Source organism: Mesorhizobium loti (assembly GCA_014189435.1).
GTDB classification, from domain to species: domain Bacteria; phylum Pseudomonadota; class Alphaproteobacteria; order Rhizobiales; family Rhizobiaceae; genus Mesorhizobium; species Mesorhizobium loti_G.
On record CP050293.1, the window covers coordinates 4,086,603 to 4,099,358 of the forward strand.

The following is a 12,756-nucleotide window of genomic DNA, read 5'->3' on the forward strand; positions in this document are numbered from 1 at the left end:
GTCAGTCGTAAATCGAAATGAGCGACCTGTCAACGCGAAATCGACGTACGCGTACAAGATAGTGACAGATGGTGACAGGGACTGGGCGATCGGCCACCACGCGCTTCGTCATCCTAGGGCGAAGCAAGGAGCGGAGCGACGCGGCGCAGACCCTAGGATGACGAAGTTACCTTCGCCATCTCGCGCAGCCGGAACTTCTGGATCTTCCCAGTGGACGTCTTCGGGATTTCGGCGAAGATCACCGCCTTCGGCACCTTGAAGCGGGCGAGCAGCGCACGGCAGTGTTCGATGATCTCGGCCTCGGTCGCCGTCTTGCCGGGCTTCAGCTCGACATAGGCGACAGGCACCTCGCCCCATTTGTCGTCGGGCCTGGCGACGACGCCGCAAGAAGCAACGGACGGGTGCTTGTAGAGCGCGTCCTCGACCTCAATCGAGGAGATGTTCTCGCCGCCTGAGATGATGATGTCCTTGGAGCGGTCCTTGAGCTGGATGTAGCCGTCGGGATGCATGACGCCGAGATCGCCGGAATGGAACCAGCCGCCGGCAAAGGCTTCGTCGCTCGCCTTGCGGTTCTTCAGATAGCCTTTCATGACGATGTTGCCGCGGAACATGACCTCGCCAATGGTCTCGCCGTCGGCCGGCGTTATCAGCATCGTCTCGGGATCCATGACGGTCAGGCCTTCGAGCGCTGCATAGCGCACGCCCTGGCGTGCCTTCTTGGCGCTGCGCTCGCCCTTTTCGAGACGGTCCCAGGCGCCATGCCATTCGTTGACGACCGCCGGGCCGTAGGTCTCGGTCAGCCCGTAGAGATGGGTGACGGCAAAGCCGGCATCGGCCATCCCGGACAGCACGGCTTCCGGTGGCGGCGCCGCGGCCGTGTTGAAGGTAACCGTCTGCGGGAATTCGCGTTTGTCTTCGTCCCTGGCGTTGATCAGCACCGACATGACGACCGGCGCGCCGCACAGATGGGTGACGCCGTGATCGGCGATGGCGTCATAGATCGGCTTCGGCCGCACCCAGCGCAGGCAGATATGGGTGCCGGCCTGGACGGCGAGCGTCCAGGGAAAACACCAGCCATTGCAGTGGAACATCGGCAGCGTCCACAGATAGACCGCGTGCTTGGCCATGCCGGCATGGATGGTGTTGGTGTAGGCCATCAGGGCAGCACCACGATGGTGATAGACGACGCCCTTCGGGTTGCCTGTCGTTCCGGAGGTGTAGTTGAGCGAAATGGCGTCCCATTCGTCTTCGGGCATCGACCAGGTGAAATCCTCGTCGCCGCCAGCAACAAACGCCTCATAGTCCAGAGTGCCAATCCGCTTGCCTTTCGGATACGGCGCGTCGGCGGCGTATTCGGGATCGTCATAGTCGATGACCAGCGGCTTGACCTTGGCCAGCTCCAGGGCCTGCTTGACGACGCTGGAGAATTCGCGGTCGACGATCAGCACCTTGGTCTCGGCGTGGTCGAGCTGGAAGGCGACGACCGCCGCGTCCAGGCGGGTGTTGAGCGAATGCAGCACCGCCTTGGTCATCGGCACGCCGAAATGCGCCTCCAGCATCGGCGGCGTGTTGGACAGCATGACGGTGACGGTGTCGCCCTTGCCGATACCGCGCTTGTCGAGCGCCGACGCGAACTTCAGCGACCGCTGCCAGAAGTTGCGATAGTCGATGCGCTGGCGGCCATGGATGATGGCGATCTGGTCGGGATAGGTCTTGGCCGCGCGCTCCAGATAGGTAAGCGGCGTCAGCGGTTGATGGTTGGCCGCGTTCTTGTCGAGATCCTGTTCGTAAGGATTGCCCATCCCATGCTCCCCGCGCTTTCTTTCAGAACCTTCTAATCACAGGCTCGGGCCGCGTCACCATCAACGATGCCACGATAGAGCCCATTTGGCACAATGATGATCCAGATTCGCTGGACGCAGGGGAATCGCATACCCTTCCCCAGTTTGACTTTTGTCGAGAGCCGTGAATAATGTCAGCCGAGGAGACGGCATGGCGATCCGACCGGCAGAACAGCTCATCCACAAGGCCGCCTGGCTTTATTATGCCCATGGCCTGCGGCAGGACCAGGTGGCGAGCCAGCTTAACATTTCCCGTGCCTCGGTCGCCATGTATCTGCGCAAGGCGCGCGAGACCGGCATCGTCAACATTTCGACCTCGACCCAGCTTTTCACCGACGACGTGCTGGCGCGCAAGCTCGAGGATACGTTGGGCCTCGATGCCGTCTGGATCGCGCCCGAAAATGACCATATCGCCGACCCGTCGACGGAAATCGCCGTGCTGGCGGCAAGCGTCTTTCTCGAACTGGTCAAGAAGGGCGACCGCATCGGCGTCGCCTGGGGCCGCACCGTCTACATGATCGCCGACATCATGTCCTATGCCGACCTGCAGGATGTCACGGTGGTGCAGCTCTGCGGCAATCTCGGCGCTCCCTATTCCTACCGGCCAGACCAATGCACGATGGAGATCGCGCGGCGGCTCAACGCCAAGGGGCTGAACTTCTACGCGCCACTGGTGCTGTCGACGGAAGAGCTGGCGCGGGCGCTGCGCGCCGAGCCGGTGATCCGCGAACAGCTGTCAGGGGTCGGTGAATGCGATCTGGCGCTGTACTCGGTCGGCGCGGTCGACGCCGACAGCCATCTGGTCAAATGCGGCGCGCTCACTCCTGACGAAATGGCTGACCTGCGCCAACAAGGCGCTGCCGGCGTGATTGCCGGGCAGATCATCGACGCCGAGGGCAAGGTGCTCGACTGCAGTTATAACCGTCGGGTGATCTCCGCCGAACTGTCCTCGCTGCGCGCCATCGCCAGGCGGCTGATGGTGGTGCAGGAGGACAGCAAGTTCGAACCGCTGCTCGCGGCGATCGCCGGCGGCCTTTGCACGCATCTGGTGGTCGGCGCGCGCATGGCGCAGCGGCTTCTGGATCATGCGGCTGCCACGACAGAAAAGGCCTCCTAGGAAATCCTCCTCTCCGCCGCTGGCGCGTTGTCATCAAAGCGTCGCGGCATTCCTGTTTCTCACCATCAAAGACAGCAACCGGACGAAGCGAACATGAAGAATTTGTGGAATGACGATGCAGCCGAAAAGCTCGTTGCCGACTATGCGAAAAAGGGTGTCGGCCGCGACCTGGCGCTGCGCGTCTACACGACCCGGCTGCTCGGCGGCGAACCACGGCTGGTCCTGCATGGCGGTGGCAACACCTCCTGCAAGACGACGGCGACCGATCTGGTCGGCGACGAGTGGGACGTGCTGTGCGTCAAGGGCAGCGGCTGGGACATGGGCGTCATCGAGCCGCAGGGCCTGCCGGCGGTCAAGCTCAAGCCGTTGCTCAAGGCGCGCGCGCTGAACAGGCTGGCCGACGAGGACATGGTCGCGCTGCAGCGCGTCAACCTCATCGATCCGTCGTCGCCCAACCCCTCGGTCGAAACGCTGCTGCACGCCTTCCTGCCGCATAAATTCGTCGACCACACGCACTCGACCGCCATCCTGGCAATCGTCGACCAGGAAGACTCGAAGCCGTTGGTGAAGACGGTGTTCGGCAGCAAGATGGGTTATGTGCCCTACATCATGCCCGGCTTCGACCTCGCCAAGGCGGCCGCCGATATTTTTGATGCCGCCCCTGATGTCGAAGGATTGATCCTCGACAAGCATGGCATCTTCACCTTCGGCGACGATGCCAAACAAGCCTACGACCGGATGATCCACTATGTGAATGTCGCAGAGGACTACATTGCCAATCACGGCAAGCCTCAGGCTGCAAAGGCGGCCTTGCCGGCAAAGCTCGCGACACCCGCGTCCATTGCGCCGTCGTTGCGCGGCGCGGTGGCGGTGGCGCGCGGCGAAGGCCGCTTCGACCGCATGATCAGCGATTTCCGCACTTCGCCGGCAATCGTCGATTTCATCAATTCATCCGGGATTGCCGACTATGCCGGACGCGGCGTGTCGACACCCGATCTGTCGATCCGCATCAAGACCGGGCCGATGGCGCTGCCGGCGCCCGATGCGGACAAGACCGGTGACTACAAATCCGTGATCAAGAGCCATGTCGACGCCTTCGCCAAGGATTACCGCGCCTATTTCGAGACCAATGATGCGCTGGACGAGGTCAAGCGCACCATGCTCGACCAGATGCCGCGGCTGACGCTGGTGCCGGGCCTCGGCATGTTCGGCCATGGTCGCACGCTGAAGGACGCGAAGATCGCGTCCGATGTCGGCGAAATGTGGATCGAGGCGGTGCGCGGCGCCGAGGCGGTCGGCCGTTTCCATCCGCTCGCAAAGTCCGATCTTTTCCCGCTGGAATACTGGTCGCTGGAACAAGCCAAGCTCGCCTCCAACAAGCCGAAGCCGCTGACCGGCCAGGTGGTGCTGATCACCGGCGGCGCCGGCGCGATTGGCGCGGCGACGGCAAAACTGTTCGCCGACAATGGCGCCCATGCCGTCGTCGTCGATCTCGACGCTGAAAAGGCCGCTGAAGCCGCCAAAAAGGCCGGCAACAATTCGATCGGTGTCGCCGCAGACATCACCGACCCGGCACAGGTGCGTGCCGCCTTCGACAGGGCGGTCGCCGTGTTCGGCGGCGTCGACATTCTGGTCTCCAATGCTGGGGCTGCCTGGGAAGGCCGGATCGGCGAGCTCGACGATGCACTTTTGCGCAAGAGTTTCGAACTCAACTTCTTCGCCCATCAGTCGGTGGCGCAGAACGCAGTGCGCATCATGCTCGAACAGGGCACCGGCGGCGTGCTTTTGTTCAACACCTCCAAGCAGGCGGTCAACCCCGGCCCGAAATTCGGCGCCTATGGCGTGCCGAAGGCGGCGACGCTGTTCCTGTCCCGGCAATACGCGCTCGACTATGGCGCGCACGGCATTCGCTCGAACGCGGTCAATGCCGACCGCATCCGCTCAGGGCTTCTGACCGACGCCATGATCGCCAGCCGTTCGGGCGCACGCGGCGTGTCGGAAAAGGACTACATGTCCGGCAATCTGCTAGGCCAGGAAGTGACGGCGCAGGATGTGGCGCAGGCCTTCCTGCACCACGCGCTGGCCGACCGGACCACCGCCGATGTGACGACGGTCGATGGCGGCAATATCGCGGCAGCGCTGCGGTAGTGGCAATTGATCGGCAGTCGTGACAACACGCTGCCGATCGTACGCACCACGGGAGTCGGACTTTCGCGAATGAGTTTGCGAGAGAACCAACCGGCTTGAAAAGCCAGCCATCTGTAGCTACATTGTAGCTCAGTCAGGAGTTATGATATGGCAACGGATAGCGTGGTTCGCGCTCGGATCGATACGGCGACAAAGGATCAGGCAACGGAAGCCCTGGCGGCGATGGGATTGTCCGTTTCCGACGCCATCCGCCTGCTACTGGTGCGCGTGGCTGCCGACAAGGAATTTCCCTTCCCGGTGAAAGTGCCTAACGCAATCACGCGAAAGGCCATGGCCGAGTTGGAAAAAGGTGAAGGCAAGCGCTTCGCCTCGGCTGATGAATTGTTCAAGAATCTGGGGCTCTAAGCATGCCGGCGCCCATTCACTCCGGGCAATTTCGCCGGGATGTGAAGCGTATGGAAAAGCGTGGCAAGAACCTTGGGAAATTGCGCGATCTGCTAGGCCTGCTCATCGCCGGGCATGAACTGCCGGTGACGTATAAAGATCATCCTCTGAAAGGTGACTGGAAGGGCTTTCGAGACGCGCATATCGAACCGGACTGGCTCCTGATCTACCGCGTCGTCGGTGATGAGCTACAGCTCGCCCGCACCGGCTCCCATTCCGACCTGTTTCAGGAGTAGCCGAGGCATGATCGCTGAAAAGCCGCCTGCAACAAGATGCTGCAAGCGGCTTTTGGGTAGCGGATAAATTACTTCGCGTTCGGGTTCGGCATCCAGGCCGGCATCGCGACGTCGGCATGGGCGAACTGCGGCAGCTTGGCCGACAGGTCTTCCATATTCTTGATGTCCTTGTCGATGAGGTCCTTCTGGGTGATCAGCGTCGGCGGCACGACGACGTTGTGGCCGGGGTCTTCGCCGGCCAACAGCTGCGCCAGCGCGCGCACCGAGACCTGGCCGACGACGGCCGGGTTGGTCGCGGCGGTGGCAGCCCAGGCGCTGTCGGGCTCGCGCATCGCGGCAATATCCGAAGTCGAGATGTCGGCCGAATAGATCTTGATGCCCTTGTTCAGGCCCGCCTCGTCGACGGCGATCTTCACGCCCTTGGCGAATTCGTCATAGGGGGCGAACATCACCTTGATGTCGGGATGAGCGGAGAGCACCGAGCGCGCCTGGTTGGCGACGGAGTTGGCGATCGGATTGTCGAGCGTGCCGAACATCGCGACTTCCTTGATGCCGGCATACTTCTTCTTCACGTCGACCCAGGTCTCGTTGCGGCGGTCGAGCGGCGCGATGCCGGCGACATAGACATAGCCGGCATTCCAGCTCTCGCCATTGTCCTTGACCGCCTGCTCGAGCGCGAGGCGCGCCAGGTCGCGGTCGGACTGTTCAACCTGCGGGATCTTAGGGTTTTCGACATTGACGTCGAAGGCCACCACCTTGATGCCGGCGTCGACCGCGCGCTGGGCGGCGTCCTTCATCGATTCCGTCAGGCCGTGCTGGATGATGATGCCCTGCACGCCGAGCGCGATGGCCTGATCGACCATGTCGGACTGAAGGGCGGCATCCTGGCGGCTGTCGAGGACGCGCAGGTCGATGCCGAGCGCCTTCGACTGCGCCTCGACGCCCGAGAGATAGGCCTGGAAGAAGTCGCCGGTCGAGAGATAACGCACCAGCGCGATCTTGACGCCGGGTTTGTCGAAAGGCGCCGGCTTGTCCGCGGCCAGCGCCGGGAACTGCATCAGCACGGTTGCGCCGGCCAATCCGAGCGCCACCTTCCCCAGAAGTCTTCTTGTAATGCTCACTTTGTTTTCCTCCACTCTTGTTGAACCCAAAATCCTGTTCCGGCCGAAAGTTACCTCCTGCCTCTGCCCGAAAGGGCGAAGGTGAAGACAAGGGCGACGACCAGAACCACGCCCTTGACGAAATCCTGCGTGTAGTAAGGCGCGTTCATCATCGTCAGGCCTTGCAGCAAGATGCCGACGAACAGCGCGCCGACCGCGGTGCCAAAGGCGTTCGGCTTGGCGGCGCCAAGCACCGCGTAGCCGATCAGCGCCGCGGCAACCGCATCGAGCAGCAGATTATTACCCGAGGCGATGTCGCCGCGTCCAAGCCGGGCAGCGAGCAAAATGCCGCCGATCGAGGCAAAAACTCCTGAAATAACGTAGGCCCAGATCTTGTATGCCTTGACAGGCGCACCGGCGAGTTCGGCGGCGCGCTCATTGCTGCCGACCGCATACATCATGCGGCCGAAGCGGGTGTATTCGAGGAAGAACCAGATCAGCACGGCGAGCACGAGCAGCACCACGACCGACACCGGAATGAGGTTCGGGATGAAGAAATCGAAGCGGTGGCGCCCGAGCGCCAGGAAGGCGTCAGAGAATTTGCCGTTGGCGACCGAACCGTCGGGCATGGTCATGCCGGTGGCGATCGAGCGCCCTTCGGTCGGAATACGTTGCAAGCCGACGAGCAGGAACATCATGCCGAGCGTCGCCAGCAGATCGGGCACGCGCATGTAGACGATCAGCCAGCCGTTGATCAGGCCGACAATGGCGCCGATCAGCAGGCAAACGACCACCGCGACGAGAGCGTTCTGCTCCAGCACCACCATCACATAGGCCGCCGCCATCATGGCTGAGGTGGCGACCGAGCCGATCGACAGGTCAAAGCCGCCGACGACGAGCGTGGCGGTGACGCCGAGCGCCAGCACGCCGGTGATGGCGACCGACTGGAAGATGAAAACGGCACTTTGCGGCGAAACGAAACCGTCGGCGGCGATCGAGAAATAGGCGACGAGCCCGAACAAGAGCACGATGAACCCGTAGCGGATGGCGTGATCGCGCAGCGTCATTCAGCGCTCCCGCGCACTGCTGCCGTCTTTACCCAACTCGAACCCATAGTCTCTCCATTCCAATTCCTGTTAGCCACGCCCTTCAGGCCGCGCTGTGCAACGGCCCGCCGGCGACCTCGGCCAGCAGGCGATCGAGATCGACGTCGGCATTGCGGTGTTCGCCAACGATGGTCTGCTCCGACATGACCAGGATGCGGTCGGCGGTCTCCAGCGCCTCGTCGAGCTCGGTGACGAACAACAGCGTGGCGCGGCCGTTTGCACTGGCTCTCAGCTTGGCGGCGATGTCGCGCCGGGCCGAAATATCGACGCCCTGAAACGGCTCATCCAGAATGAACAGTCTTGCATCCTGGGCCATCCAGCGGGCGACCATCACCTTCTGCTGGTTGCCGCCGGACAGCTCCGACATCTCGTCCTTCTCGGAACGGCAGACGATGCCCAGCTCCTCGATCTGCCGGCGGGCCGTGGTGCGTTCGAGGCGGCGCCTCAGGATGCCGAAGCGCGACATACGCTTGTGAAACGGCAGGCTGATATTTTCCTGGATGTTGAAGCCGCCAACGATGCCGTTCTCGCCGCGGTCCTTGGCGACGAGGAACACGCCGGCAGCGATCGCCTCGCCGGCTGTTCCAGGTGCATAGGGTTTGCCGTTCATCGTCATGGTGCCGGACAATGGCTGGCGCACGCCAAACAGCGTCTCGGCAAGCGCCGTCTTGCCGACACCGACGAGGCCGGTGATGGCAACGACCTCGCCGTCGCCAAGCGTCAGCGAAATCGGCCGGGCGCCTGGCGCAATGCGTAGACCTTCGATCGTCAGGACCGCCTTGGCCGAATTCCTGACGACGATCTGGTCGAGATGGATCTTGCGGCCGAGCATGGCGTTGACCGCGCCCTCATAGTCGAGCGGTTTCTTGTCGAAAATGCCCGAGATGATCCCGTCACGCATAGAGATGATGCGATCGGCCAACCGCCTGATGTCCGACATGCGGTGCGAGATGTACAGGATCGCCACGCTCTGCTCGCGGAGCCTGTCGATCAGCGCAAACAGCCGATCAGCCTCGGCGCTCGAAAGCGACGAGGTCGGCTCATCGAGGATCAACACTTTCGGCTGGTGCGCCAGCGCGCGGGCAATCGCCACCATCTGGCGATCGGCCAGCGAAAGATCGCTCACCCGCGCCTTCAAATCGATGGCCAGCCCCATGCGGTCGGCGACCGCTTCGGCCTCCCGGCGCACGCGGACCGGATTGAACAGGGTCGGCGCGCCTTTGCCGCTCAACCTGTCGAGGGTCAGATTGGTGGCGACGTCGAGATCGGCGACGACACCATCATTGATGTTCTGATGCACGGTGACGACGCCGGCGCGGATCGCCTCGGCCGGGGTCTTTGGCGCGAAATCCTGGTCGGCGAGCGCCATGGTGCCGCCGCCGCGCTCATAGACGCCAGAGATGATCTTGACGAGGGTGGATTTGCCGGCGCCGTTGGCGCCCATCAGCACGGTCAGTTCACCGGCATGCAATTCGAGCGAGACGCCGCCAAGCACCTCGTTGTGGCCAAAGGATTTCCTCAGTCCCTCTACGCGGAACACGGCATTGCCGACCATGCGTTCCTCCCTGACATGACGCTATGGGCTGCATCGGCAATTGTCAACACGATTGACAATTGCCAGATCGCTTCCTAGCTTGGCCCGGCCGCCATGCCTCCGTTATGTTCGGAGCGCATATGCGGGAGGATGACCATGACTGAAGAATTGCCGTTCGAAGCCCTGTCGGTCGAGACCCTGGCTGCCCGCCTTGGCGACAACGAGGCGCTGTGCGCGAAGATCGGCAAGGACACTGGCGCCTGGAAGGTCCGCGAGGTCGGTGACGGCAATCTCAACCTGGTGTTCATCGTCGAGGGCACCAGCGGTGCGGCCGTGGTCAAGCAGGCCCTGCCCTATGTCCGCCTGGTCGGCGACAGTTGGCCGCTGCCGCTGAAACGCTCCTTCTTCGAATATCACGCGCTGACAAGGCAAGAAGCACGCGCACCGGGATCGGTGCCGGCGATCCATTATTTCGATGAACGCCAGGCGCTGATCATCATGGAATATCTTGCGCCGCCGCACATCATCCTGCGCCGCGCCCTGATCGACGGCCGGCAGCTGCCGAACATTGCCCGGGATATCGGCCTGTTCATGGCCCGCACGCTGTTTCGCGGCTCCGATCTGCACATGACGGCCAAGGACCGCAAGGCCGATCTGGCGCTGTTCGCCGACAATGTCGAGCTTTGCGACATCACCGAGAGCCTGGTGTTTTCCGACCCCTATTTCGACGCCAAGATGAACCGCCACACCTCACCGCAGCTCGACGGCCTCGTCGCCGAACTGCGCGCCGACCGCGACCTCAAGGTCGAGGCGCAGCGGCTCAAGCACATCTTCGCCGCCAATGCCGAAACGCTGTTGCATGGCGACCTGCATTCCGGCTCGATCATGGTCACCGACACGGAAACCCGGATGATCGATCCGGAGTTCGCCTTCTACGGCCCGATGGCCTTCGATGTCGGCATGCTGCTCGCCAATTTCTGGATGTCGTTCTTCTCGCAGCGCGGCCATGAGCAGACTGGCAAGCGCGACGCCATGCGTGCCTATCTGCTTGAGGTGACAGTCGAGACCTGGTCGGTGTTCCGCGCCGAGTTCTCCCTGATGTGGCGCACCGAGCGCACCGGCATGCTCTATCAGAAGAGCCTGTTCGAGGATCAGGGCGACAGGCTCGGCGCCGAGCAGGCGCTCGACCATGTGCTGCACCAGATCTGGACCGACCTGCTCGGCTTTGCCGGCATCGAGGTTCACCGGCGCATCCTCGGCCTTGCCCACAATGCCGATTTCGAGACCATTGCCGATGAGGATCTGCGCGCCAGTTGTGAAGCAAAGGCGCTGAGATTCGGCCGTCACATTGCCGTCAACCGGCGCCATATCCACAGCATCGACGAGGTCAACAAATTGGCCGCGCTGATCGAACAGGAGAGCAGCATTTGAACGTCGGCGACCGCCACTATCGCACCATCTGGCTGAGCGACGACGGGCGTTCGGTTGATATTATCGACCAGCGCTGGCTGCCGCATGATTTCCGCATCGAGACCATCGGCACGGTTGCCGGCATCGCCACCGCCATCCGCGACATGTGGGTGCGCGGCGCACCTCTCATTGGCGTCACCGCAGCCTATGGCGTCGCCATGCAGATGGCTGACGATCCATCGGATGCAGCGCTCGACGCCGTGTGGGAGACCCTGCACGAAACACGGCCGACCGCGATCAATCTGCGCTGGGCGCTGGACGAAATGCGGCGCTTCCTGCGGCCCCTGCCAACGGAACAACGCGCCGCGGCCGCCTATCGGCGCGCCAGTGAGATCGCCGACGAGGATGTCGAGCTGAACCGCGCCATTGGCGAGAACGGTCTCGCCATCATCAAGGCGATCGCGGCGCGCAAGCAGAAGGGCGAGCCGGTCAACATCCTGACCCACTGCAATGCCGGCTGGCTGGCGACGGTCGACTATGGCACCGCCACCGCGCCGATCTATCTGGCTACGGAGGCCGGCATTTCGGTCCATGTCTATGTCGATGAAACACGGCCACGCAACCAGGGCGCCCAGCTGACCGCATGGGAGATGGCCGGCCATGGCGTGCCGCACACGCTGATCGTCGACAATGCCGGCGGCCATTTGATGCAGCGCGGCGAGATCGACATGGTCATCGTCGGAACCGACCGCACCACCGCCGACGGCGATGTCTGCAACAAGATCGGCACCTATCTGAAGGCGCTCGCGGCCGCCGACAATGATGTGCCGTTCTATGTCGCGCTACCCTCGCCGACCATCGACTGGACGGTGCATGACGGACTGGCCGAAATCCCGATCGAGCAGCGCTCGGCCGACGAGGTGTCGCTGGTCTGGGGCAAGACCGCTGCCGGCGAGATTGCCCAGGTGCGCATTTCGCCGGAGACGACGCCGGCGGCAAACCCGGCCTTCGATGTGACGCCGGCGCGGCTGGTGACCGGCCTGATCACTGAGCGCGGCGTTGCCAAGGCATCGCGCGAGGGCCTGAAGGCGATGTTTCCCGAGCGCGCGTAGTTCCGCGCGTCTGGAGCAGTTCACCGATTCACGGAAACGGCTAACCGCTCTAACTCTTTGTTTTGACGCAATTCCCAAGGGAAAGCGCCATGCGCTTTTCCCGGGAAAACCGCTTCACACTTTTCCTAGAATTGCTCTAGTACAGAGGCTCGGCCATATGCTTCGGGGTCGGCCATGTCTCGGTAATGCCCGGCTGCACCGGCCGCTCCAGATAGGTCGATAAAACCACATAGCTGCGCGTCGAGGTGACGCCCGGCGTTTCGTACAGGCGCGCCAAAAGGCCTTCGAGTGCTCTGGTGTCTTCCGTGCGGACCTTCAGCAGCATGCAGGTATCACCGGCGACGGTATGGATCTCCTCGACTTCGGGATATTGCGAGACCGCCATCAGTTCCGGCGTCTTTCCCCAGCCCTTGGTGTCGATATGGACAAAGGCAAGCAAAGGCTTTTTCACCGCCCGGGGATCGATGATGGCGACTGTGTTGCGGATGGCGCCGCTGCGCCGGAGCCGTTTGACCCGCTCATGCGCTGCCGGTGGCGACAAGCCTACGCGATCGCCAAGTTCGGCGTAGCTGATCGTGGCGTCATCGACCAGGACGCCTAATATTCTTCGGTCAATCGCGTCGAGGTCGCGGGCCGCAGCCTTGTTCTGCAGAATGCCATCTGTTTCTTCATCCATGGCGAAATTCCTGGTTCTCCGCTGAATAGAAT

11 protein-coding genes are annotated in these 12,756 nt (G+C 62.7%); 6 read left to right on the forward strand and 5 right to left on the reverse strand.

Annotation, left to right across the window (positions count from 1 at the left end; all coding sequences use genetic code 11):
- Positions 1–152 precede the first annotated feature (152 nt).
- Complete coding sequence (locus HB777_20030; protein QND65968.1) at positions 153–1,802, reverse strand: acyl-CoA synthetase; 1,650 nt, start codon at positions 1,800–1,802, stop codon at positions 153–155.
- Between the two features lie 190 nt (positions 1,803–1,992).
- Between HB777_20030 and HB777_20035 the strand changes: the two genes are divergently transcribed.
- From HB777_20035 to HB777_20050, 4 genes are all read left to right on the forward strand, one after another.
- The gene (locus HB777_20035; GenBank protein QND65969.1) at positions 1,993–2,958 is read left to right on the forward strand and encodes a sugar-binding transcriptional regulator; all 966 of its coding nucleotides are present in this window, start codon (positions 1,993–1,995) and stop codon (positions 2,956–2,958) included.
- Between the two features lie 93 nt (positions 2,959–3,051).
- On the forward strand, positions 3,052–5,106 hold the full coding sequence (locus HB777_20040) for a bifunctional aldolase/short-chain dehydrogenase (GenBank protein ID QND65970.1): 2,055 nt from the start codon (positions 3,052–3,054) through the stop codon (positions 5,104–5,106).
- A gap of 147 nt (positions 5,107–5,253) precedes the next feature.
- Complete coding sequence (locus tag HB777_20045) at positions 5,254–5,511, forward strand: type II toxin-antitoxin system RelB/DinJ family antitoxin (GenBank protein QND65971.1); 258 nt, start codon at positions 5,254–5,256, stop codon at positions 5,509–5,511.
- 2 nt (positions 5,512–5,513) lie between these two features.
- Positions 5,514–5,786 carry a type II toxin-antitoxin system YafQ family toxin gene (locus HB777_20050; protein ID QND65972.1) on the forward strand — a complete coding sequence of 91 codons (273 nt, stop codon included), beginning with the start codon at positions 5,514–5,516 and terminating at the stop codon, positions 5,784–5,786.
- A gap of 68 nt (positions 5,787–5,854) precedes the next feature.
- Here the strand turns inward: HB777_20050 and HB777_20055 are convergent, their stop codons facing one another.
- The 3 genes from HB777_20055 to HB777_20065 form a co-directional block, all read right to left on the reverse strand.
- Positions 5,855–6,907, reverse strand: coding sequence for a sugar ABC transporter substrate-binding protein (locus HB777_20055; GenBank protein QND65973.1), 1,053 nt, complete (start codon positions 6,905–6,907; stop codon positions 5,855–5,857).
- A gap of 50 nt (positions 6,908–6,957) precedes the next feature.
- On the reverse strand, positions 6,958–7,953 hold the full coding sequence (locus HB777_20060; protein ID QND65974.1) for an ABC transporter permease: 996 nt from the start codon (positions 7,951–7,953) through the stop codon (positions 6,958–6,960).
- Positions 7,954–8,035: 82 nt separating this feature from the next.
- Positions 8,036–9,547: a sugar ABC transporter ATP-binding protein gene (locus HB777_20065; protein QND65975.1), complete on the reverse strand. Its 1,512-nt coding sequence runs from the start codon at positions 9,545–9,547 to the stop codon at positions 8,036–8,038.
- Positions 9,548–9,682: 135 nt separating this feature from the next.
- Here HB777_20065 and HB777_20070 point away from each other — a divergent pair, with 135 nt between their 5' ends.
- On the forward strand, positions 9,683–10,957 hold the full coding sequence (locus HB777_20070) for an S-methyl-5-thioribose kinase (GenBank protein ID QND65976.1): 1,275 nt from the start codon (positions 9,683–9,685) through the stop codon (positions 10,955–10,957).
- Complete coding sequence (gene mtnA / locus HB777_20075; protein ID QND65977.1) at positions 10,954–12,048, forward strand: S-methyl-5-thioribose-1-phosphate isomerase; 1,095 nt, start codon at positions 10,954–10,956, stop codon at positions 12,046–12,048. Before HB777_20070 ends, mtnA begins: the two co-directional genes overlap by 4 nt.
- A gap of 136 nt (positions 12,049–12,184) precedes the next feature.
- Here the strand turns inward: mtnA and HB777_20080 are convergent, their stop codons facing one another.
- Positions 12,185–12,724, reverse strand: a complete 540-nt coding sequence (locus HB777_20080) for an Lrp/AsnC family transcriptional regulator (GenBank protein ID QND65978.1) — start codon at positions 12,722–12,724, stop codon at positions 12,185–12,187.
- Positions 12,725–12,756: the final 32 nt, after the last annotated feature.

Excerpts from the sequence above, each read along its gene's own strand:
- HB777_20030 (QND65968.1), bottom strand. The coding sequence starts at position 1,802 with ATGGGCAATCCTTACGAACAGGATCTCGACAAGAACGCGGCCAACCAT.
- HB777_20035 (QND65969.1), top strand. The coding sequence starts at position 1,993 with ATGGCGATCCGACCGGCAGAACAGCTCATCCACAAGGCCGCCTGGCTT.
- HB777_20040 (QND65970.1), top strand. The coding sequence starts at position 3,052 with ATGAAGAATTTGTGGAATGACGATGCAGCCGAAAAGCTCGTTGCCGAC.
- HB777_20045 (QND65971.1), top strand. The coding sequence starts at position 5,254 with ATGGCAACGGATAGCGTGGTTCGCGCTCGGATCGATACGGCGACAAAG.
- HB777_20050 (QND65972.1), top strand. The coding sequence starts at position 5,514 with ATGCCGGCGCCCATTCACTCCGGGCAATTTCGCCGGGATGTGAAGCGT.
- HB777_20060 (QND65974.1), bottom strand. The coding sequence starts at position 7,953 with ATGACGCTGCGCGATCACGCCATCCGCTACGGGTTCATCGTGCTCTTG.
- HB777_20065 (QND65975.1), bottom strand. The coding sequence starts at position 9,547 with ATGGTCGGCAATGCCGTGTTCCGCGTAGAGGGACTGAGGAAATCCTTT.
- HB777_20070 (QND65976.1), top strand. The coding sequence starts at position 9,683 with ATGACTGAAGAATTGCCGTTCGAAGCCCTGTCGGTCGAGACCCTGGCT.
- HB777_20080 (QND65978.1), bottom strand. The coding sequence starts at position 12,724 with ATGGATGAAGAAACAGATGGCATTCTGCAGAACAAGGCTGCGGCCCGC.